This is a genomic window from Mangrovivirga cuniculi, from assembly GCF_005166025.1.
GTDB classification, from domain to species: Bacteria; Bacteroidota; Bacteroidia; order Cytophagales; family Cyclobacteriaceae; genus Mangrovivirga; species Mangrovivirga cuniculi.
This window is the reverse complement of sequence record NZ_CP028923.1, coordinates 3,506,234-3,527,700: the sequence shown is the minus strand read 5'-3', so window position 1 is coordinate 3,527,700 and position 21,467 is coordinate 3,506,234. Positions and strand designations below refer to the sequence as shown.

Below are 21,467 nucleotides of genomic sequence, written 5' to 3'. Positions count from 1 at the left end.
ATACTTGATTATTTTTAAGGTCTGTGAAAGATTTTTTAATTGTTTAAAATTACCAGTGGTTAAATGAAGGTATTTATAAATGACAACCCCGTTTATTTCAGAGGCCAGGAATCGGACGATCACCATGTTTATGATCACGTAGTGGATGGAGCTGAATTTGATCTGGCCCACGCTAACCTGGTAGATAATTTACTTGTGCGTTCTGCTCAGATCGATCACATAGATAAGGTGATCGAAATTTTGTCTGATAAGAAAGCCAAGAGATTAAATTCGATTACGTTTTTGTTTGAAGATAAAGAAAAGGCAGTCAAGTATTTTAAGAGTAATTTTAAGATTATTAAAGCTGCAGGGGGTATTGTTAAAAAAGACCGGAAAACGCTGGCAATATACAGACTTGGCAAATGGGACTTCCCAAAAGGAAAACTTGAAAAGAAGGAAACTCCGGAATTAGGAGCAGTGAGGGAAGTTGAAGAGGAATGTGCGATTAAGGTGCGCTTAAAAGAAAAGGTTGTTAAAACCTGGCACACTTACGTGCAGAATGGTAAACGAATTTTAAAAAGGACAGACTGGTACCTGATGGATTGCCTGGATGATTCTAATATGACTCCTCAGTTAGAAGAAAAGATTACCGATATCAAATGGTTTACCAAAAAGGAAATGGACAGGTCATTACTAACCAGCTATCGTTCAATAAGATATATCTATCAAAAGTATCTTAGAGTGCTTGAAAAGCAAAAAGTTGAAATAGATTAAAAGAGAGTTATATTTCGTAGGGAAGATATTTTGATACATCAGCACCGTATCGATGTATCTCCCTTATGATAGTTGAACTTATAGCAGCAAACTCATGAGAGGTTATAAGAAAAACTGTTTCCAGCTCCTTATTAATATCCGCATTTACCTGGGAAATACTGTTTTCATATTCGAAATCTGTGGTATTTCTCAATCCCCTGATTAGGAACTTCGCTTCTAGTTTATCAGCAAGAAAAGCAGTTAATTCATTGTAAACAACTACTTTGACCCGGTCACCATATTCTATGAAGGATTCTTCGATCTTACGAACCATTAAGTCAATATCAAAGTATCTTTTATGTTTACTGGTGTTATGGCCGATAGCGATGATAACTACATCGAATATCTTTAAAGATCTTAGTACGATGTCTTTATGACCATTAGTAAACGGATCGAATGATCCCGGGAAGATAGCTGTTTTTTGCTTATTACTCATTTTGGAGATTATGCACAAGCCTGAATTGACATCAGGTCAAAGTATTGATGGTCTTCAGCTACATCAAAGACAAAGCCACATTTAAGATATTGAGGCCTTCTTCCAAATGAAATATTCCTGATGTACTGATAGAGAAGTTTGAAGTCTTCATGTTGAGTGTCCGTATCTCCCCATATTACAACCCTGGTTGATTGCTGGTTCAAACCAAGAAGATTAAAGACATACATGGTATATTTTAATACCGCTTCTGCTGTATTAGTAACAAATTCATTATAAAATACGATCTTACTATTTTCATAAACTGCAATAGATATTCCCTCTTTAGATTTATTGAGGAATACAGTAGTTTCATCAGTTTTATCGTCGTATTTGTAGATGTTTTCAATAAAAGCTGCACTTGGATGAACAAAGTGAACTGGAATAGTTGTGTAAACTCCTTTTAAATATTCAGATAGGTCTTCATTTACACTAAAAACTGTTACAATGTCTGACTGAAGGTGTTTGTAATAAAGTACAACGTCCTCCTGATCGACATTACCATTCATTGAAAGGTGGTCTATTGCATTTTCCTTTTCGAAAAGATCATTAGGGACATGTGAGAATGGACAATCCTTAATTGCAACTTTTACGACTTTCCAGAAGCCTGCTTTTAGTAAGTGATGCTCATCGAAGATCTTATCGAGTACCTGCATGAGTTCGGTAGAGTTATCGACTGTCGGGTATTCAAATTCTTCAATGATTAAGCAGGAGTTATCTCGAGTATTCGTTACGAACATTCTGAAATCACTCCTGCCTATTAATAGGCTGAGCGCATAATCCTCTAAGTGTTCGATGTTAAATCGTGTATCTTTGATTTTTCTTACGCTCTTGTACGCCATGTTAAGATTTTTTTATTGAAAAAATTATTCCCAGTTACCTGAAAGAGTTGCATCTACGAGAGATCCAAATCTCAATGGTCTTCGACCAGGAATATCGTTATCCTCTTTTCTTGTTTTATCGAATGGAGCCGGATCTACTACCTGAATTAACGATACTTTAACAGGTCCTTTGATCTGTTGCTCAGTTTCCATTTCAAATACTTTTCCTTTGCTGTAAGGAACATATTTTAATTCGGAAAGCTTGAAGTCAGGATATTTTCTTTCGTTGAAAAGTGAATCCTGAACACCCACTGAACCCAGTGTATCAAATTCTACAACCACACTGTCAGCACCATATTCTAATGTGATGATTTCCTCGTTTCTCTCAACAATGTAGATTTTTCCTGTGTCGATAAATGAAATCAGAGAATCCCAGTTTTCCGTATACTTCTTATGAGTAGCATAGTAAGCCTTTTGAGCCTCTCTTATTTGCTCGAGATTTTGTATTACCTCGGTTTCAACTTTTTTGATTTTCCTTCTTAATCGAATTTCAGAATTAATAGAATAATCCCATATCAACCACGCTAAAACGATCGCGATAATTGTAAATACAGCAGTTAAAATCTTATTAAGCATTGTGTACCAGTTTATTTTTATTTTTGCAATTATATTATTTTGAAATGCAAATCACAACGAAAATTAAGTATTCTTTTGGTCGGAAACAACTGTTAAGAAGCCTGAAGCCTTTTTTAATTCTTCGAATTCGGGAATAATATTAAATATCCTATGTTTTCTATGGTTATTTATATTATTTAATTCTTCTTCGGTATGCCATTCAATGCCCATTATCATCTGGTTATTCTCATCTAACTCCGGGTCAGATCCAACCCTGGCATTTCCTTCAAATTCTTCTACGAGAAAAAAATGTTCAATTGCATGATAAGGTTCCTGGATAAATTCTGACATAAATAAATATTCTGAGTTTTTTATATCCAGGAAAGTTTCTTCCTTAATTTCCCTTTTAAGTGCTTCATGCATCTCTTCTCCAAAGTCAATACCACCTCCGGGGGTAGTAAAAACCATTCATTCTTTAAAAATAAATGCTTCTGCTTAATTACCAGGATTTCATTTTCATCATTAAATATTAATCCCATCACCCGGTTGCGGATCTTATTTTTAAAGCTTATGTTTTCCTTTTTACTCATGTATCTATTTATCTAAATTGCCAATAAATTTAAATAAATCCAATTGGGAAGAATTAAAGATCTAATTGTAAAGAATTTTCCTTTTCAACCAACTGATGATCAGGGGCAGTTTCTGGACGTATTTGAAAAGTTTATAAAAAGTACGGAGGGAGAGGATGTTTTAATTCTGAAAGGATATGCTGGTACAGGAAAAACTACGGTGCTAAGCATGATTAATAAATGTCTGGGAGCTTTTAAATGGAAAATTATGATGATGGCTCCAACGGGAAGGGCTGCCAAGGTTATGGCTACTTATAGTAATTCCCAGGCTTTTACCATTCATAAAGTGATTTATAAGCAGCAAAATGATCCTTCAGCAGGAACTTTAAGCTTTAAACGACAGCCTAATTACTTTAAGCGAACTCTTTTTATTGTCGATGAAGCCTCCATGATTGGTGATGAGTTCAACTTTGGTAAACAGGGATTACTGACTGATGTGATTGAATATGTCTTTGAAAAACCTGAAAACAAAAACAAACTGCTTATTGTCGGTGATCCCGCACAGCTGCCACCGGTGGGATTAAATGAAAGTCCTGCTTTGACGAAGGAAGGTATAGAAAAGATAATTTTTTATGAACCGGAAATGGCAGAATTAACCCAGGTTACACGTCAGGATCTGGATTCAGGAATTCTGCTTCACGCCAATGATATCCGTCAAAAAATGCATGAGGGTGTTTTTGAGCCGGTTTTTAATACCAACAAGTTTACCGATATATTTAAAATGAGCACTGAACGAATGGAAGATGGGCTCCGATATGCTTACGATAAATTCGGTCAGGAAAATACTGCTGTTGTGTGCCGTAGTAACTTTGCCGCTGTTCAGTATAATAAATTTATCAGGCAAACCATTCATTGGTATGAACATGAGGTAGAGTCGGGAGAATTACTAATGGTAGTCCGAAATAATTACTTTTTTCTTCCCGAAGATGCTCCTGCAGGATTTATTGCCAATGGAGATTTTATCGAGGTGATGAAAGTTTATGCCGAAGAAGAAATGTATGGATTGAGGTTTGCGAGGATGAGGTTTAGAATGCTTGACTATCCGGATCAGGAACCGGTTGAAGCTAAAGTTTTACTCGATACACTTCACCAGCCTGAGGCCTCCCTTTCAGCCGAAACTTCAAAAGAATTGTATATAACGATCAGGGCAGAACTTGAGCAGGTAGCAAAGAATAAAAAAGACCTGAAGGAACTAATCAGGACAAATGAATATCTCAACGCACTACAGATTAAATATGCTTATGCCCTAACCTGTCATAAATCACAAGGTGGGCAGTGGGATGCTGTTTTTCTCGATAGAGGTTACCTTCCTCCTGAAAGACAGGATAAAGAATATATGCGATGGTTGTACACAGCAGTGACCAGGGCTAAAAAAGAATTATATTTAATAGAAAAATCTAAATAAACGGAACGATTTTTGTATTTTAGACGTTAATTACATCAAAAAATTATATTCAGTTATGAAAAGATTGTCAGTATTATTTTTGATACTATTTGCATTTACGGCAACAATTCAGGCACAGGAAACTGAAAATGGGCCTAAGATAACTTTCGAACAAAAGAAAGTTGATTTTGGTGATATTACTGAGGGTGAAAAAGTAAGTCACGAATTTGTATTTGAGAACACCGGGAATGAAGTTTTATTGATATCAGATGTTCTTGTACAGTGTGGTTGTACTGCAACTGACTGGCCAAAAGATCCGATTCCTCCAGGAGAGAAAGGATCGATCAACGTGGTATTCAATAGTACTAATAAGCGAGGGGTGCAAAATAAGGTAGTTACCGTAGTAAGCAACTCTACCACCTTCAGAGATGCAGTATCATTAAGGGCTAATGTCATCCCGAAAGCAAATTGATCAAAAAAAGATTTTATAAAAAACCTGGATTAACCGTCCAGGTTTTTTTTGTTAAAATTAAATGGGACGAGGTCTAATGCGCTAGTAAAAAGATGAAATTTCCCTTCCTTAGTTTTTAAAAGGACCTCAATATTATTATTTTTTGAAAACTCAACCATTACCTGTCTGCATCCACCACACGGAGAAACTCCTGTTTTTTTATTTTCATTATTTATTGCGCAAATGGTAATCTTTTTTACTTTTTGATCAGGATACTGACTATGGGCAGTAAAAAGTGCCACTCTTTCAGCACAAAGCCCTGATGGATAAGCAGCATTTTCCTGGTTGTTTCCTTTAATAATAGTTCCGTTTTCCAGTTCAAGAGCAGCACCAACCTTAAAGTTAGAATATGGTGCATAGGCGGTTTCACAGGCCTCTTCCGCTTTTTTAACAAGGTTTTGCCAGTCTTGAGTCAGATCATCAAAAGATTCGTATTCGGTATAGTTTATATTTATGGATTTCGTTTTGCCAGCCATAATTCAAAAATTCTTATTAAAAAATAAAATCAATTTGTCAAGATAATGCATTTCAGCTAATTTGCCTCCTACAACAAACCCAAAATATTATGAAATCAATACTGGTGATAGGTGCAGGGAGGTCATCTACTGTATTAATCGATTATCTGATCGATTGTTGCAATAAAAAAGGATGGAGTTTTATTCTTGCCGATCTGGATCTCAAATTGGCACAATCAAAAGTGGCCGGCAAAGAATCTGTTCAAGCTGTGCAACTCGATCTGAGTGATAAGAAAAAACTAAGTGAGTTGATCAGTGCTTCTGATATAGTAATTAGCATGGTGCCAGCACATATGCACGTGATGGTTGCTTCAATATGCCTTGAGTATTCTAAGAATCTCATTACAGCCTCCTATGTTAGTGATGAAATGATGGCTTTTGATGAAAAGGTAAAGGAAAAAGGACTCATTTTTCTCAATGAGTGTGGCCTTGATCCAGGTCTTGACCATATGTCGGCAATGAAGGTTATCGATGAGATTAAAAGTGATTCTAAAAATGAATTAACCGCATTTGAGACATTTACGGGTGGACTACTCTCAGAAGACACGGAGAGAAATAATCCCTGGAAGTATAAATTCACCTGGAACCCCAGGAATGTAGTCATGGCAGGCACTGGCACGGTCAAGTTTATTCAGGAAGGTAAATATAAGTTTATACCTTACCATAGATTATTCAGGCGTACGGAAATAATTGAAGTGCCTGATCACGGTTATTTTGAAGGTTATGCTAATCGTGATTCGCTTAAATACCTGGATATTTATGGATTGAGAGACATTAAAACACTTTATCGGGGTACTTTGAGAAGACCTGGTTTCTGTCGTGCCTGGGATGCTTTTGTTCAGTTGGGTGCAACAGATGATTCATACCAGATGGAAGGAGTGGAGAAAATGACACATCGTGAATTCATCAATTCATTTCTAGCCTATAATCCTACTGATTCTGTAGAGCTCAAATTAGCTCATTACCTGAGAATTGATCTCGATTCGGAAGTAATGCATAAATTTAAATGGCTTGATATGTTTCAGGATACTCCTGTCGGACTTCAAAAGGGAACACCCGCGCAGATACTCGAACATATCCTTAAGAAAAAATGGACGATGGATCAGGATGATAATGACCGAATCGTTATGGTCCATAAATTCAGATACACCGCTGGAAATACGGATCATGGAATAGACTCTTTTATGGTGATTGAAGGAGATGATTCTGAACGGACGGCGATGGCAAAAACTGTTGGACTCCCATTAGGGATTGCAGCTGAAATGATCTTAGAAGGCAAAATCAAATCTAAAGGCGTTGTCAGGCCTGTCAAAAAGGATGTTTATCTACCTATCCTTGGACAGCTTGAGAACATGGGAGTTGTTTTCAAAGAATATAAATTTCAGCCACAGGAAAACTGATTTATAACTTAAGATAATAAGGCCTTAAAAGTTCTGTGAAGAGTTTGGAATATTCTCCATTCTCTTCTTTTATTATTATTTCCTGCTCAACTGGTTCGTTTATTGGCTCAGACTTTATAAAACAGCAAATGTGACGTATCGGTTTTTATCCTTTTTATCCCGTACAATAATTCTTTTCAATACATTCAAATGGTAGAATGAAGCAATTCTTTCGAATATTGTCATTTGGTGTGGGGATACATAATAAATGCTTCACCTTCTTCATTTAACAATTTATTGATTATTGACACCAGGTCTTCATAGGGAAGATCGTCATTGTGGATAGCTTTTGTGTTTTTGTTATCCGACTTTAAATGGTTTTCAAAGAAAGGCGGGTTGCAAACGATCAAATCAAATTTATCCTGGGATTCAAGGGCAAAATCCTGAATTCGTTTTTCAACCAGGGTTATCTGTTTACTAAAAGGAGATGAGGAAATGTTTTTTGATGCGTCCTTAATGCTATCGGGGTCAGATTCAACTGAAGTTATGTCAACTGCTTTTTTTGAGCGAGCATTAGAGACAATAATCCGGTTCCTGTACCGATATCAAGAATCTTATATTCGTTCTTAACTGGTACTAAAGCACCGAAAAGGCATGAATCAGTGCACACCTTCATTGCAGCATTTTTTTGATTTATTTTGAATTCTTTAAACTCGAAAAAATCGTTAGCCATTGAAAAAATAGTTGGTCGAGCTTTAAAGATACGGGATATGTGATTATGATGAAATGCGTTGTAAGAATAAAGAAGAATTAACACAGTAAAAGTATGAGGTGTCTGCTTTTATTTTTCAAACCAGACACCTCCGGTTCTTATTTAACTTGCGAACCTGTGAATAAGTAGTAGTGATCGTCTCCATCTTTCATTATAAGTTCTGAGTTTTTCAATAAGTTATTTAATTCTTTATCTTCATTCTCTTTCATGAACTCATAAGTTTTAGAAAATATCACTTTGTTAGATTTATCTACAAAGTTGTAAGAAGCATTGCTTAAATGTCCGAAGTGCTGGTCCATCAGGATTTCATTCTCTATAAATTCTATGGCCATTTTCAGGTCATTTTTTTCAACTTTTTCTTCTGAGATTGTGTCAACACTGCAGCAGTTTAATTTTATATCAGCTGCTTTTGCATTGTTAGTGAATCCAATCATTATGGCTGCCATTATTCCTAAGGTTAACCAGATTGATTTTTTGTTTATTATTGATGTGGTTTTCATAACTGTAAGATTTTTATTGTTTTTAAATTATTTGCTTACAGTAATGCCAACCGTGTGCCAACAGGATTTAATTACCTGATAATCAAGATTTTAATAGATTGGCCTAATGATTAGATATCGCAAAAGTGTCATGTTTTCGAACACTTGAGTCCGTAAGCCGGACATCTCGTAATAAAAATTGAATTATCTAAAGAAGAAAATAGACTCTTTTAATAGTGGTTTGATTTTATTAGCCACCAGGGGATGGAAGAGTGTGCTAAGGTTATAATGGGTCAATTTCAAATGACCAGTGGATATTGTCCCAGGCAAAGATGACATAGCCATAATTATTGATGCTAAATTGCATCTGTTCAACTTTACCCGGAGTTGATTTGACTGGTACCTGTAATGTAGTGAGTACTTTTTCCTGGTCGTAAACTTCAGATTCTGGAGTGATCATAACTGTCCAGTATCTGTTTCCGGGAATTGTGAAAATACTGTACGATCCTGCTGTAAGCTTAGTTTGACCGATCTCTGCAGCCCGGTCGATAGTCAGCACAGGGGGTTTTGTGATTCCTGGTTTCCACACCATATTATATGGTATTTCAGTTCCCCAAACATCCCGACCGTTAAGTTTAAGCCTCTCATATTTGATTACAATATCCATTTCATCCACAGTATTGGATGACATCTTATAAGAAGCTCCATTAGTTTGAGCCTCAATCTGTGTAAAAGAGGCTAAGAAAATCAGCAGTATAAAATATTTCATGATTATGCTTTGTTGTATTATTAAGGTATTTAATGTGAATTAAGAAAGCAAGAATCTTTTAAAATATTCTTCAGCATTTTGCATTGATTGCAATGTTGTAAATTTATTTTTTACTCTTTCAAGGCCTTTTTTACCCATTTTCTCTCTCAGTTCATCATCAGACTTTAGTGTAATGATATATTGTGCTAACAAATCAATATCACCAAAAGGAACCAGGTACCCCGTTTCCTTATCTTTAATTATTTCAGGATTGCTGGTTATATCAAAACATACTACCGGTTTTTCACATGCCATGGCTTCGACGAGCACGTACCCGAATCCCTCCCATAATGAAGTGAGAACAAATACATCTATCGACATCATAAATGAATAAACATTCTCCACAAACCCTGTAAATTCAAGATGGTCGGAAACATTTTTTTCTTTTGCTTTATCTTTTAGTTCCTGAAGTAATGGTCCGTCTCCACCAATCTTGATCTTAAAATCAGTTATGCCTTTCTCTTTAAGAATTGCAGCGAGTTCAATAAAGTAATGCTGAGCTTTTTGTGGGACGACCCTTCCAAGATTACCGATGACAAAATCCGGTGATTTTTGTTCTTCAACTGGATTATCCAAATATTTATCCAGATTGATACCATTGTAAATCACGTCTATTTTTTCAGGATCAAATAGATCAGGATTGTTGGCAAGTAGTGTTCTTTTTGTTTCTTCAGAATTTGCCAATATGTGTGTGAGTACATTACCGAATAAATACCGGTTTAATGCTTTGTTTTTTATCGGTATAGCACTTCCTCTTCTGTAGATTATCTCTCGAACACCAGCTTTTTTCGCAGCTAAACCCGCAGCTTTGAGATCCGAAGACATGTTCATCACGATGATTTGCGGAGAAATTTCTTTTATGAGGCTGGATAACTTAGATACTTTGAATGGATTTAGGAAGGTCAGGTTACTGATTGCAAATGGTTCTACAGGGACCGAGTTTTCTGATGCTTTTTGAATAAGCTCACCTTCAGGATGGGCGATAAGTAAAACTTTATACCCTTTATTGTGAAGAAAGGTGCTGGTTTCCAGATGCCATTTTTCACCGCCACCCCATGATTTGGTACTATTGAAGAAAATTATATCAGCCTTTTGCATCAGGCAAATCTAGGTTATCGATCAAACATTAACCAGCAAGTTCTTTATAACAGGCCATAATTTTCTCAGCAGCATTATCTGAACTAAATTTTCTGGCATGTTCGATTCCTTTGGATATCATTTCTTTTTGCAAGCTGTCACTTTCTATGACTTTTGAAATAGCATTGGCCATTTCATCCGGATTATATGGGTCAAAATATTCAGCTGCATCTCCACCTGCTTCGGGTATCGAACTGGTATTTGAAGCTAAAACTGGTGTTTTGCTATTTAAAGCCTCGATCACCGGAATACCAAAACCTTCATATAATGACGGATAGATAAAAGCAGAAGAGAGTTGATAGAATGATGCTAAATCATCATCATCAATGTCTCTGTAGAAGTAAAAGTACTTTTGAAGTCCTTTGGCACGGATCATTTCAATAGACTCTTTTTTATACCTTTTCCCTTTTCCTACTACAACAACCGGAATTCTGTTATTCTCAGGTAACGCAGCAATGGCCTTTATTAATCCTTTCAGATTTTTTCGATCATTGATGGTACCCACAAAAAGGATGAATTCACCTGGTAATTTATGCTTTTCCTTTACCTGTTTTAATTCTTCTTCCAGTTTCACTTTTTGATATTGCTCTCCACATGCCTGGTAGATCACTTCGATCTTTTCTTCAGGGGTATTATAAAATTTGATAATATCATTTTTAGCACTTTCACTGATCGCTATAATCTTATCCGATTTCATGCAGGCGCTCTGGCATTTATATTCGTAGATCTTTCTGTCAATGAATGGAAAGTGCTCCGGATGAATTTTAAAGATTAAATCATGGATCGTAACAACACTTTTTATATGCGCACTCTGAATATTAGAGGGTAGTTCATTACTTAGGCCATGATAAATATCGATGTTTTTATCTTTGAGCAGTTTAGTGATACCATATGTTCTCCAGTATGATTTCATTTTGCTTTCTGGCAAAACGATCTGAAAATGGTCAGAGTTTTTAAACTGTTCTACGACAGGCTTGTTTTTAACTTTCGGAGTAAATAAATAAAGCTCATTATCAGGATAATTATCAGCGATGCTTCTGATAAGTGTCCGGGAATAATTCCCTAATCCTGTGAAGTTATTAAAAGCTCTTTTTGCGTCGTAGCCAATTTTGAACATAAAAATGGAGTTGGTATATCAATTACAAACAATGGTATTATTCTTATCAATAATATTAAAATTCGGTCAAAACCCAAAATATTATTTGAGTGGATCGACCAGTTTTACTGCAGTTTTTAAAAACCCGGTTATAATGAATAACTGAGCAAAACAATATGTTGTCATGATCAGGAGACCGCTTGCAGGTAATGCCGTTCGAAAGGCATTAATTGCCAATAAGCTATCCGATAAAACAAATAAGCAAACACCTAAAAATATAATTTTGTTTTGAGGGATTACCTGATTCCCGTATCCCGCTGCGAATATTGCATGAAATGCCAGAACAATTCCATATAAGGTTACAGGAAAAGTCATATCTATTGCTACTGAAGGTAAAATAATATACAATAGAAATAGCGTATAAATAGTAATACCAATAACCACCGGTATCGGAACTTTTTTCAAGATTTGTTTTGTAGTAAAATCCTGAAATTTATGGTAGGAGATTATATAGGATAAATGACTAAATAAGAATGCTATCAACCCTAATAAGAAAAACTGTGAGTTGTTTTCTTCAAAGATTAAAAGAATATCTCCTGCCCAACTTAATATCAGAGCCAATATTATCCAAAAACTGGTCTGGATTCCAAAAGACCTCGAAGAAATCAGATAATAAATAAGTATAACCGGGATAATAAATGCTTTTGAGATATTTCTTACTATCTCCAGTTCAAGAATTATTGCTACAAGATGAATTGTAGTGACGGTTATAAACAGATATGGAACTTTTAATTTTTTACCTTCCATTCAAAGAGTTTAGAAAATATCCGGATTGCTTTCCTGTTCTTCAAACCCCTCATCTATCTTTAGATTATTTCCATCTGCAGCTTGAACAGCAAGCTGATCACATCGTTCATTCATTGGGTTACCGGCGTGACCTTTAACCCACACAAATTTCACATTGTGTTTATTGTATAAAGGTATAAATTTTCTCCAAAGGTCGGCATTTTTTTTGCCTTTAAATCCTTTTTTTACCCATCCCCAGAGCCAACCTTTTGAAACTGAGTCTACTACATATTTGCTATCACTGTAGATAGTTACATTCCAGCCTTCTTTTTTATTTGTTCAAGTCCTTTGATCACCGCAAGTAATTCCATGCGGTTGTTAGTGGTCTTCCTGAATCCTTCAGATAACTCTTTTTTATGTTGCTTATGCATAAGAACGGTTCCATATCCTCCCGGTCCCGGGTTTCCTCTGGAAGCGCCATCTGTGTAAATAGTTATCATAATGATCCGATGTTAGATTTTATAAGTTTAATTGAGATGGCCAGTAATATTATACCGAATACTTTTCTCATAACGCTGAATCCTGCAGGGCCGATCTTTTTACCAAGCCAACCCGAAGATTTAAGTACTGTAAATACGAAAATAAGATTAACAATTACACCAGCCAGGATATTTTGAGTTTCATATTCTGCTCGAAGTGAAACCAGGGTTGTTAAAGTTCCTGCACCGGCGATCAGTGGAAAGGCAAGCGGTACTATGCTGGCACCAGAGGTATCGATCTCATCAGATTTAAAGAAACTATGACCTAAAATCATCTCCATACCAATTATGATCATTACTACGGCGCCTGCCAGTGCAAATGACTGCACATCGATACCAAAAAGATTTAGTAATCTTTCACCAATAAATAAAAATGCAATCATAATCCCCGCAGATACCAGGGTGGCCTTTGTTGAATCTATATGACCGTGTTGTCTTCGTAAATCGATGATGATTGGAACACTTCCCAAAATGTCTATTACTGAAAATAATATCAAAGTAACAGAAATAATCTCTTTGAAATTTAGCATTACTGGATCGAAATTATTTAAATGACCTCTAAAAAATTAAGTAGTTTATTTATTTCCCTTTTTCTCAAGGCCGGGAAATTAGCCACCCTGAAAGTATTTTCTTTCCATTTTCCGTATCCTTTACCGAGTACGATCTGTGTATCATCAGCAAGTTGGTATATGCTAATATCATTAGGTAAATATTTCAAGGCAAGAACGGTATACGATCGCTTGTCTATATTTGTTACAAGCCAGTCAACAGAATTATTTTCCGATACTGTTTGTTCGATTTTCTTATACCTGGACTTTAGGTCTTCATGCACTTTGTCGATATTCTTTCTTTTCTTTAACACCCTGTTCATCAAATATATATCTAATACATTGGGAGTGTGGGTGGTTTGAAATTGTGATGCCTGATTTATAATGTTTACCAGGCTATTGTAGTGATTGGTATTGTTAAGTTTGAATGCTCTTTCAACTGCCCTCGGAGAAAGTATCAAAACACCCATCCCGGCAGGTAGTCCAAAACATTTTTGTACACTGGCATACCACACATCAGCGAGGTTGAAAGGTAACTTGTAGCCCGCCATTGACGAAGTTGCATCAACAGCAAGTATTGCTTTTCCCTGCACTTGTCTCAGCGCAAGTATTTCTTCTTTGCTTAAGGCCGTTCCGTTTGATGTTTCATTGTGGGTGATGCAAAAAGTATCAGCCTTTATTTCCTGTATTTTATCAACAGGAATATCCTCATTGATGTCAAATTCAACGGGTTTGGCTTCAAAGCCTAATTTAACCGTGTTATTATACCACTTTTCACCAAACGAACCATTGTATATGTGGCAGCTTTTCTTTTTGATCAGTGACTGAGCAATAATTTGCCAGCACTCTGTGGCTGAACTGACGAATGTAATGGTATAATCAGCCGGTATATTGAGGCGCTTTCTCATAATCCCCGTGGTTTTTTTTATTAATTCAATAACCTGGGGACTACGATGGTTATAGCTCATAAATCCTTCATCATAGGCATCGCTAAGGTACTTTGGTACCCTGCGATCTACGCGTGAAGGACCCGGAAGCAAAAACAATTTATCGCTCATTAACTGTTATTTTCTACCCATTTGCGTGCATTAACAAAAGCTTCTACCCATGGAGTGATCTCGTCAGATTTGTGATCAGAGTCAATGTTTGCCCAGTTCCATGGGAAAAGACTTCTCTCCAGGTGTGGCATCATAGCCAGATGGCGTCCATTTTTGCTACAAACAGCTGCTGTATTGAAGTCGGAGCCATTAGGATTTCCAGGATAACCGGTAAAGGTATATTTACCAACAACGTTGAAATCATCCTCGCTTTCACCCAGAATGAATTTACCTTCACCATGGGCAATCCAGATACCTAGTTGAGATCCTGAAAGAGATCCAAGCATAACGGAATTATTTTCAGGGATCGTCATGTTGACGAAACCTGATTCAAATTTATGGGAGTCATTGTGATGCATCGTCGGATGGTTCTCACCCATTTCAGGCCATAATAATCCAAGTTCCATCATGAGTTGACACCCATTACAAACTCCCAGACTCAATGTATCTTCTCTTTCGTAAAATTTATGAAGTGATTCGTTGGCTTTTTCATTGAATTTAAATGCTCCGGCCCATCCTTTAGCTGATCCCAGAACATCTGAATTACTGAAGCCTCCGACAAAGACAATCATATTTACATCTTCCAGGGTTTCCCGTCCGGAGATTAGGTCGGTCATATGAACATCTTTCACATCAAAACCTGCAAGGTGAAGTGCCCAGGCCATTTCCCTGTCACCATTAACACCCTTTTCCCTGATAATTGCTGCCCTGACATTTGATTTCTCTCTTCGATCAGGATTAATTCCAAGAGACTCATAGCTTCCTTTGAATCCTTCAGGATAATTAAAAGAGAGTTTCTGGAATGGGATGTTTTCAAATCTTTCTTTAGCTAGATCTTTTCCGCTTTGATCCTGGTCGAGTAAATAAGAAGACCTCATCCAGAGCTTTCTCAGGTAATTTACATCCTGAGAAATATTTACATCTTCCTTGGTTATATCAATTTTCCCGGAAGAATTAGCGTTTCCTATTACAACGGCTTTAAGGCCTTTTACTTTAAATGCTTCGACTATCTTATCACCATCTTTTGTCTGGACGATCACCCCGGGGTTTTCATTAAACAATGTAGTGATCAAGTCAGATTTGATATCAGAAAGATTAATATTTACACCTGCCTCAGAAGATCCGAAACACATTTCAGCAATCGCAGTAAATAAACCACCTGAAGAAATATCGTGGCCTGCAATGATCATATCATCTTTGATAAGCTGCTGCAGGGTAATGAATGCATCTTTAAAATAATTTACGTCAACATCCGGACAATGTTCTCCGACTTTACCTAACAACTGGGCAAAAGATGAACCTCCTAATTGATGTTTTTTATTACTGAAGTCCAGATAGACTATATCAGTGTCGTCATCCGGTTGCAATACCGGTTCGATTGTTTTTCTTATGTTTTCAACTTCTCCGATAGCCGAAATGATCACTGTTCCCGGAGAGTAAACTTTACCATCCTTATATTTCTGTGTCATAGAAAGGGAATCTTTTCCCGTAGGAACATTGATTCCAAGTTCGATACAAAAATCACTTACTGCTTCGACAGCATCATAAAGCCTGGCATCTTCTCCGGGATTATTGCAAGGCCACATCCAGTTGGCACTGAGGGAAATTCCTTCCAGTCCTGCAGTAAGTGGTGCCCAGACAATATTTGTTAATGCTTCTGCTATAGATAATCTTGAACCAGCAGCGGATGAAATTAATCCGGGTACCGGAGCATGACCGATTGAAGTGGCAGTTCCCTTGATTCCCTGGTAATCGGCAGCAATAACTGCTACGTTGTTAAGTGGAACCTGAATTTCGCCTGCAGTTTGTTGCTTGGCAACCTTTCCGGTTACAGATCGGTCAACTTTATTGGTTAACCAGTCTTTAGATGCCACAGCTTCAATCTGAAGGATATCTTCTATATATTTTCCAAGCAGGGAAGTATTGTACTTTATCGGAGCAAAATCAGGCTTGATACTTTTATCCTCCATTATTGTTTGAGGAGAAGAACCAAAGAAATGGCTCAACTTAAGATCTATAGGGTTTTTCTCATTTTTACCTTCGAAAATAAGTTTCATGTCTCCGGTGATCTCGCCAACATTATATAATGGAGCTCTTTCACGCTCTGAAACTTTTTTAAGTGTCTCGAAATCTTTTTCTTTCATCAGAAGTCCCATTCTCTCCTGGGATTCATTTCCGATTATCTCCTTTTCTGAAAGGGTAGGATCTCCAACAGGAAGTTTGTCTACTTCTATTCTTCCTCCCTTTTCTTCTACGAGTTCTGATAGGCAATTCAAGTGGCCTCCTGCACCATGATCGTGTATAGAAACGATCGGGTTTTCATCACTTTCAGCCATTGCCCTGATTGCATTGTAAACCCTTTTTTGCATTTCAGGGTTGGAACGCTGAATAGCATTTAATTCAATAGCATTAGCAAATTCCCCTGTAGCAACAGAAGATACTGCACTACCTCCCATGCCAATTCGGTAATTATCACCACCCATTACGATCACACGATCACCTTTATCAGGTGTTTGCTTTAAACTGTCGGATTTCTTTCCGTATCCTATACCACCGGCAAGCATGATCACTTTATCATAGCCCCAGTTAGTATTGTTCTCTGAGTGTTCGAATGTTAGTAATGAACCACAAATTAGTGGCTGACCAAATTTATTACCGAAGTCACTAGCTCCATTCGAAGCTTTGATAAGTATTTCAAGAGGAGTCTGGTATAACCATTCTCTTGGTTCGGTATGAGATTCCCAGCTCCTGTTCTTTTCCGATCTGGAGTAGGAAGTCATGTAAACAGCAGTACCGGCTACTGGCATAGATCCTTTACCTCCGGCAATTCTATCCCTGATTTCTCCTCCTGACCCAGTAGCAGCTCCATTAAATGGCTCAACTGTAGTTGGAAAGTTATGAGTCTCTGCTTTCAGCGATAATACACTGTCAAAATCTTTTATCTCAAAGTATTCAGGAATATCCTGTCTTACAGGAGCAAATTGTTGAGCCCTTGGACCTTCAACAAAGGCAACATTATCCTTGTAAGCAGAAACTATTTTATTCGGATGCTCTTTTGATGTCTTTTTTATTAACTGGAAAAGAGATGATTTCTTTTCATGGCCATCAATGATGAATTTTCCATTGAAAATTTTATGCCTGCAATGCTCTGAATTAACCTGTGAAAAACCAAATACTTCAGAATCAGTTAGTTTTCTACCAAGTTCTTTACTGACATTCTCCAGGTAAACAATCTCTTCTTCATTTAGCGCCAGTCCTTCTTTTTGATTGTAGGCGCGGATGTCATCGATCTCTTTAATTTTTTCAGGCTCAATATTTACATCAAAAATTGACTGGTTTAGTTCTTCGTAAACATGCTCCAGCATTTTGTCATAACTATCGCCTTCTTTCATTTCATAAAATTGCTCGATCCGGTCAATTCCAGCTATGCCCATGTTTTGAGTGATCTCTACCGCATTGGTACTCCATGGAGTGATCATTTCAGTCCTGGGACCTTTGAATTTGCCTGTTAACCTTTCAGAATCAATTCTTTCTGCATTGCCTAGCAGCCATTTGAGTTTTTTAGATTCGTCTTCTGATGGTAAGTGATTTGTAGAAATTACAAATATGTTGTTGTGAACACCTTTATAAAAAAGAATCATCGATGATAAGCAGTTATTTAATTTCAATGCAAAGGTATTATTAACCCATGATTTATAAAACGTACTTCAAAAAATATATTAGTCACATCATTTAATTTATTGCCGCTTGCCATATTTTTTCTTCCATTTAAATAATTGTGCAGTTTTTATTTAAAAAAATTAAACAATTAACAGACATATCCGTTGTAAGAAACCAGGGAAACTTTTAAACTTGCAAAAGTTTCCGAAGTATTATGACGATATGGCAGTAGAGAAAAATACAGAAACACAAACACAGAGAGAAAAAATAATGGAAGGGGCCTATGCTCTTTTCATGAAATACGGTATTCGTTCTGTGACCATGGACGAAATATCTGCTAGTATGGGAATATCCAAGAAGACGGTTTATTCTCATTTCAATGATAAGAACAACCTGATATTTGAAGGAACCAAATATCTGCTGACTCAAAAAAAAGCTGAAATAAAGGATTGTATTGGTTCAGATCATGATGTGATTACTGAAATGGGTAATGTTTCAAGGCATATCCGTGAGAGTTTTCAATATATGAATCCAACAATGTTTTATGACATGAAGAAGTATTATCCGGATTCATGGGCATTGTTTGAGGATTTTAAAGAGAATGTCTTCAGACAGGAAGTGATCAGATCTTTAAAAGAGGGGATTTCCCAGGGATATTTCAGAAGCGATATAGACGTAGATGTTATATCAAAATTGAGGTTGATTCTATTTGATGCTGTATTAAATATGGATGAGTTTTCCCCTCAGGAGTACAATATGGCTGATTTACAAATAAAAGTATTTGATTTTTCGTGCATGGCTTGCTCACCAAGAAAGGGGCAGACCGGTACGAAAAAATAGTAGAAGAATTTAAGAAAGAACAAAACATATAATTGAGGTGACTAATCGAATAATTTACATACTCGGATTTTTAATTATTTACCTGCCAGCTATCCATGCCCAGGAACAGGAAGCTGAGCCAGAGTCTGATTCAGTTTTTACGTTACAGGAATGCATAAATTATGCACTGGAACATAATCAGACATTGATCAAATCAAATCTCGACAGGGAGATTTCCAAGTCACAGGTGAGCGAGGTAATTGCCCAGGGGTTGCCACAGATCAATGCGAATGCAAATCTAACCTATAACATTAATCTTCAGCAAGTGGTTGTAGAGGGTGATAATCCTTTTATTCCACCAAATGGAGGAGGTGATGGACCCGTTACTTTTGCTCTTGGAACGAAATACTCTGGAAACGCTGCTATTGAACTGACTCAATTGATCTTTAACGGGAGTTATTTCGTGGGGTTCAGGCATCTAAAACTTTAAAGGAACTTTCTGATAAATCATATATCAAAACCCAGGTAGATGTAAAGGAAAATGTGATCAAGGCTTATTATACTGTTTTGGTTTCATCTGAAAGACTAGACCTGGTAAAAGCCAACCTTTCCAGGGTAGATTCAATTTTAAATGAAACTCAAATGTTATATGATGAGGGTTTTGTTGAGAAGATGGAGGTGAGCAGGTTAAAGATCAATCATAACAACCTTAAAACTTCATATGAAAACAATAAGCGAAGTCTTGAAATATCATTAGAATTATTAAAGTTCCAGATGGGTATGCCTCTTGATCAGAAATTGGTGATTGAAGAAACTATCAGGGATATGCAATTTGAGACTTTACAGTCAAACATGCAGGAGTTTGAATACACCGACAGAATCGAGTATTCGATTTTAGATACCAGGGTTAAGCTTACTACATACAACATGAAAAATACTAAGGCACAGTATCTACCAGTGATCAACGCTTTTGCTAACTATGGTTATGTAGGGGGTAGAAATGAATTTGGCGATTTGATGAATTTTTCAGAAAGCTGGTTCGATTATTCAAATGTAGGTGTGAGAATTTCAATTCCAATATTTGACGGTTTGAGAAAGTCTTCAATCATACAGCAACGAAAATTAGATCTGGAAAAGCTTGATGAAGACAGAATGATATTGAGAAATAATATTGACCTGAATATTAAGCAGGCTAAAATCGATGTCAAAAATGCTGTAAATACGCTTAATACCCAGGAAGAGAATATGCAATTGGCAAAAGATGTCTACGAGGCTGCTCAACTTAAATACAAAGAAGGTATAGGTTCAAGTCTCGAACTCACAGAAGCCAATTCTGAATATCTAACTGAACAAAACAATTACTATATAGCTCTTTTTGAAGCATTAATGGCAAGGGTCGAACTAGAAAAAGCCCTTGGACTATTATAATTCAATATTTCCTAATAAAAGAAACACATACAGAAATGAAAAATAATATAATACCCTTTCTCTCACTTATTTTAGTGATTTCCCTGACTTCTTGTGAAAAGGATTTAGAAGCAAAAAAGGAAGAGTTAAAAGAATTAAAAAAGGAAGCTTCCGAACTTCAGGGTAAGATAACTTCTCTGGAAAATGCGATCATTAAAGAAGATCCTGAATTTGCAGAGAAAAATGTCAATAAAATTCAGATCGAGGTAAAAGATCTGGAGAAAGAGACCTTTACTAATTTTGTTGAGATTAATGGTAGCGTGTCTACCGATAAAAATGTCATTCTTAGTGCCCAGGCTGGAGGACAAATTGAAAGGGTTAATGTCTCTGAAGGTGATAGAGTTAGAAAAGGACAAACCCTTGTTGTATTAGATACTGACGTTCTTCGTAACAATATCAGCGAGGCCGAAGCTTCATATAGCCTGGCTAAGACTATGTATGAAAAGCGTAAAAAGTTATATGAGCAGGGTGTTGGTAGTGAGATTGACTATTTGAATGCTGAGACTCAAAAAGAGACACTTGAACAAAGAATTGCCAGCCTTAAGTCTCAGTTAAGTAATTCATATATCACAGCCCCTTTTTCGGGCAAGGTTGATGGTGTGATGGCTAAAGAAGGAGAGGTGGCTTCTCCAGGTATGCCAATGGTCAGAATAGTAAATCTAAATGATCTGAAGATCGAAGCGGATGTTTCCGAAAGATATATCGGTAGTTTCAAAAAAGGAGATAGCGTGGAAGTATTCTTTCCAGCTTTCGATGAATCATACAAAACAGTTGTGTCAGCAGTTGGAGATGTGATTAACCAGGCTAACAGAACGTTTTCTTTACAAGTAAAACTTCCGAAGGATAATGATCTGTTAAAGCCAAATCTTATGGCAACTATTCGTCTTGCTGATTACCAGAATGAAGATGCTGTTGTAATTCCTGACAAGGTAATCCTACAAGATAGCCGTGGGTTTTATGTATATAAAGCCAAAAAAGACGGAGATGAATTTGTAGCTGAGAAGGTTTATATAGAGGTAGGACAGACCTTCGACGGTAATGCTGAGATCGAATCAGGTCTTTCTGCAGGTGATAATGTAATAGTTACCGGATACAGAGAAGTAAGTGAAGGTAGTATTGTAAAAATTGCTAAGTAATTACA

Annotated in this window: 22 protein-coding genes and 2 pseudogenes; 8 read left to right on the top strand and 16 right to left on the bottom strand. The window is 36.7% G+C overall.

Annotated features, from left to right (window positions below; translation table 11 throughout):
• The first annotated feature begins 63 nt into the window (after positions 1 to 63).
• Positions 64 to 753 carry an NUDIX hydrolase gene (locus DCC35_RS15575; RefSeq protein WP_137091682.1) on the top strand — a complete coding sequence of 230 codons (690 nt, stop codon included), beginning with the start codon at positions 64 to 66 and terminating at the stop codon, positions 751 to 753.
• A 7-nt stretch (positions 754 to 760) separates the two neighbouring features.
• Here DCC35_RS15575 and coaD read toward each other — a convergent pair whose 3' ends face one another.
• From coaD to DCC35_RS15555, 4 genes are all read right to left on the bottom strand, one after another.
• Positions 761 to 1,228, bottom strand: a complete 468-nt coding sequence (coaD, locus tag DCC35_RS15570; RefSeq protein WP_137091681.1) for a pantetheine-phosphate adenylyltransferase — start codon at positions 1,226 to 1,228, stop codon at positions 761 to 763.
• Between the two features lie 8 nt (positions 1,229 to 1,236).
• Entirely contained in the window at positions 1,237 to 2,106 is an 870-nt protein-coding gene (locus DCC35_RS15565) for a DUF3822 family protein (protein WP_137091680.1), read from the bottom strand.
• Positions 2,107 to 2,130: 24 nt separating this feature from the next.
• Complete coding sequence (locus DCC35_RS15560) at positions 2,131 to 2,721, bottom strand: hypothetical protein (protein WP_137091679.1); 591 nt, start codon at positions 2,719 to 2,721, stop codon at positions 2,131 to 2,133.
• A gap of 63 nt (positions 2,722 to 2,784) precedes the next feature.
• Positions 2,785 to 3,168, bottom strand: a complete 384-nt coding sequence (locus tag DCC35_RS15555; RefSeq protein ID WP_137091678.1) for an NUDIX domain-containing protein — start codon at positions 3,166 to 3,168, stop codon at positions 2,785 to 2,787.
• 165 nt (positions 3,169 to 3,333) lie between these two features.
• Here DCC35_RS15555 and DCC35_RS15550 point away from each other — a divergent pair, with 165 nt between their 5' ends.
• A complete protein-coding gene (locus DCC35_RS15550; RefSeq protein WP_246070043.1) occupies positions 3,334 to 4,734 on the top strand; it encodes an ATP-dependent DNA helicase in 1,401 nt (466 codons plus the stop codon).
• A 55-nt stretch (positions 4,735 to 4,789) separates the two neighbouring features.
• Positions 4,790 to 5,185 carry a DUF1573 domain-containing protein gene (locus tag DCC35_RS15545; RefSeq protein WP_137091676.1) on the top strand — a complete coding sequence of 132 codons (396 nt, stop codon included), beginning with the start codon at positions 4,790 to 4,792 and terminating at the stop codon, positions 5,183 to 5,185.
• A gap of 29 nt (positions 5,186 to 5,214) precedes the next feature.
• Here the strand turns inward: DCC35_RS15545 and cdd are convergent, their stop codons facing one another.
• The gene (cdd, locus tag DCC35_RS15540; protein WP_137091675.1) at positions 5,215 to 5,700 is read right to left on the bottom strand and encodes a cytidine deaminase; all 486 of its coding nucleotides are present in this window, start codon (positions 5,698 to 5,700) and stop codon (positions 5,215 to 5,217) included.
• An 89-nt stretch (positions 5,701 to 5,789) separates the two neighbouring features.
• Between cdd and DCC35_RS15535 the strand changes: the two genes are divergently transcribed.
• On the top strand, positions 5,790 to 7,139 hold the full coding sequence (locus tag DCC35_RS15535) for a saccharopine dehydrogenase family protein (RefSeq protein ID WP_137091674.1): 1,350 nt from the start codon (positions 5,790 to 5,792) through the stop codon (positions 7,137 to 7,139).
• 221 nt (positions 7,140 to 7,360) lie between these two features.
• Here the strand turns inward: DCC35_RS15535 and DCC35_RS22125 are convergent, their stop codons facing one another.
• From DCC35_RS22125 to purL, 11 genes and pseudogenes are all read right to left on the bottom strand, one after another.
• A complete protein-coding gene (locus DCC35_RS22125) occupies positions 7,361 to 7,666 on the bottom strand; it encodes an RlmF-related methyltransferase (RefSeq protein ID WP_394347736.1) in 306 nt (101 codons plus the stop codon).
• Positions 7,663 to 7,851: a hypothetical protein gene (locus DCC35_RS15525; protein ID WP_137091673.1), complete on the bottom strand. Its 189-nt coding sequence runs from the start codon at positions 7,849 to 7,851 to the stop codon at positions 7,663 to 7,665. Before DCC35_RS15525 ends, DCC35_RS22125 begins: the two co-directional genes overlap by 4 nt.
• A 137-nt stretch (positions 7,852 to 7,988) precedes the next feature.
• Positions 7,989 to 8,390, bottom strand: a complete 402-nt coding sequence (locus tag DCC35_RS15520; protein WP_137091672.1) for a hypothetical protein — start codon at positions 8,388 to 8,390, stop codon at positions 7,989 to 7,991.
• A gap of 262 nt (positions 8,391 to 8,652) precedes the next feature.
• Entirely contained in the window at positions 8,653 to 9,138 is a 486-nt protein-coding gene (locus DCC35_RS15515; RefSeq protein ID WP_137091671.1) for a DUF2911 domain-containing protein, read from the bottom strand.
• Between the two features lie 39 nt (positions 9,139 to 9,177).
• Positions 9,178 to 10,275 (bottom strand): glycosyltransferase, encoded by a 1,098-nt coding sequence (locus DCC35_RS15510; RefSeq protein WP_137091670.1) that lies wholly within the window; start codon positions 10,273 to 10,275, stop codon positions 9,178 to 9,180.
• Positions 10,276 to 10,303: 28 nt separating this feature from the next.
• On the bottom strand, positions 10,304 to 11,431 hold the full coding sequence (locus tag DCC35_RS15505) for a glycosyltransferase family 4 protein (protein ID WP_137091669.1): 1,128 nt from the start codon (positions 11,429 to 11,431) through the stop codon (positions 10,304 to 10,306).
• A gap of 81 nt (positions 11,432 to 11,512) precedes the next feature.
• Positions 11,513 to 12,217: a lysoplasmalogenase gene (locus DCC35_RS15500; RefSeq protein ID WP_137091668.1), complete on the bottom strand. Its 705-nt coding sequence runs from the start codon at positions 12,215 to 12,217 to the stop codon at positions 11,513 to 11,515.
• A gap of 9 nt (positions 12,218 to 12,226) precedes the next feature.
• Positions 12,227 to 12,696: pseudogene (gene rnhA, locus DCC35_RS15495) on the bottom strand (ribonuclease HI).
• A complete protein-coding gene (locus DCC35_RS15490) occupies positions 12,693 to 13,265 on the bottom strand; it encodes a MarC family protein (protein WP_137091667.1) in 573 nt (190 codons plus the stop codon). The pseudogene rnhA and the gene DCC35_RS15490 overlap by 4 nt, the downstream one beginning before the upstream one ends.
• Positions 13,266 to 13,282: 17 nt before the next feature.
• Positions 13,283 to 14,341, bottom strand: coding sequence for an aminotransferase class V-fold PLP-dependent enzyme (locus tag DCC35_RS15485; RefSeq protein ID WP_137091666.1), 1,059 nt, complete (start codon positions 14,339 to 14,341; stop codon positions 13,283 to 13,285).
• The gene (purL, locus tag DCC35_RS15480; protein ID WP_137091665.1) at positions 14,341 to 18,021 is read right to left on the bottom strand and encodes a phosphoribosylformylglycinamidine synthase; all 3,681 of its coding nucleotides are present in this window, start codon (positions 18,019 to 18,021) and stop codon (positions 14,341 to 14,343) included. Before purL ends, DCC35_RS15485 begins: the two co-directional genes overlap by 1 nt.
• 211 nt (positions 18,022 to 18,232) lie before the next feature.
• Here purL and DCC35_RS15475 point away from each other — a divergent pair, with 211 nt between their 5' ends.
• The 4 genes and pseudogenes from DCC35_RS15475 (at position 18,233) to DCC35_RS15460 (ending at position 21,462) form a co-directional block, all read left to right on the top strand.
• The gene (locus DCC35_RS15475) at positions 18,233 to 18,880 is read left to right on the top strand and encodes a TetR/AcrR family transcriptional regulator (RefSeq protein WP_137091664.1); all 648 of its coding nucleotides are present in this window, start codon (positions 18,233 to 18,235) and stop codon (positions 18,878 to 18,880) included.
• A 37-nt stretch (positions 18,881 to 18,917) separates the two neighbouring features.
• A pseudogene (locus tag DCC35_RS15470) lies at positions 18,918 to 19,579 on the top strand (TolC family protein); the annotation flags it as partial.
• A 54-nt stretch (positions 19,580 to 19,633) separates the two neighbouring features.
• Positions 19,634 to 20,287: a TolC family protein gene (locus DCC35_RS15465; RefSeq protein ID WP_394347735.1), complete on the top strand. Its 654-nt coding sequence runs from the start codon at positions 19,634 to 19,636 to the stop codon at positions 20,285 to 20,287.
• Positions 20,288 to 20,322: 35 nt separating this feature from the next.
• Positions 20,323 to 21,462: an efflux RND transporter periplasmic adaptor subunit gene (locus tag DCC35_RS15460; RefSeq protein ID WP_137091661.1), complete on the top strand. Its 1,140-nt coding sequence runs from the start codon at positions 20,323 to 20,325 to the stop codon at positions 21,460 to 21,462.
• The last annotated feature ends 5 nt before the right edge of the window (positions 21,463 to 21,467 follow it).